General features: G+C 36.3%; 1 protein-coding gene. It reads left to right on the top strand.

Annotated features, from left to right (window positions below):
• Positions 1 to 855: tetratricopeptide repeat protein (locus E1176_RS00545; RefSeq protein ID WP_343030482.1), on the top strand; the 855-nt coding region annotated here is incomplete at its 3' end.

Genomic DNA, 855 nt, shown 5'->3' with positions numbered 1-855 from the left:
ATTGATGTAAGTAAGAGGATAAATAACAACTATTATCAGGCTCATCCCTATAATTTTATGGCTACCACGTATTTAGACGATGGCCTTTATTCTCAATCTTTAGAATACTATCAAAAGGCACTTGATATATTCATTTTACAAAAGGACACCATGAGAATGGCGCATGCCTATAACAATATGGCCAGAACTTTTCAATTTAAAGAATACTACAGCGAAGCCATAGAATACTTCGAAAAAGCACTTCTTATCTACAAAAAAGCGGATGACATTGAAGGAATGTCTCTTGTTTACAACAATGTGGGCTATATTCTAAAAATTCAGGAAGAGTATGCCAGTGCCTTAAGCTACTTCAGAATGGCCAGTACACCGCAAATCAGAAAAACCTCTCCTTGTTTTATAAACTACCCAATCTACAACATCGGTAGTGTCTATGTAAAATTAGATAAGCTTGACTCTGCTAATTTGTATTTAAACGAAGCCTTAACGGAAGCCATTAAATGTGAAGATAGTTACCTGATAGCTTTGAGCAGATTTGATTTAGGCACTCTTTATGAAAAAAAGGGTGACCTGGATGGTGCACTTGAGCTCTACCTTGAAGCTTTTGAGATAGCTGAAAACACGTCTCTTAAAAAGGAACTGAGCCAATTCTCGGAGGCTATTTCTAAAGTGTATGAGAAATCAAACAACCTGGAGAAGGCTATTTACTATCTGAAGATTAACAGAGATATACAAGATTCACTATTTAATAAAGGAAACCTTCAAAAAATTGCTCGCATAGAAGCGCAGTACGAATATGAAACTTTACAAAAAGAACAAAGAATCAGAGAAGTAGAGCGAGAGAAAGAGCTGCAGCGC

Source organism: Fulvivirga aurantia, from assembly GCF_009711475.1.
GTDB classification, from domain to species: Bacteria; Bacteroidota; Bacteroidia; order Cytophagales; family Cyclobacteriaceae; genus Fulvivirga; species Fulvivirga aurantia.
Note: the sequence above shows the minus strand (reverse complement) of the source record. Positions and strands in the feature narration are given on the sequence as shown.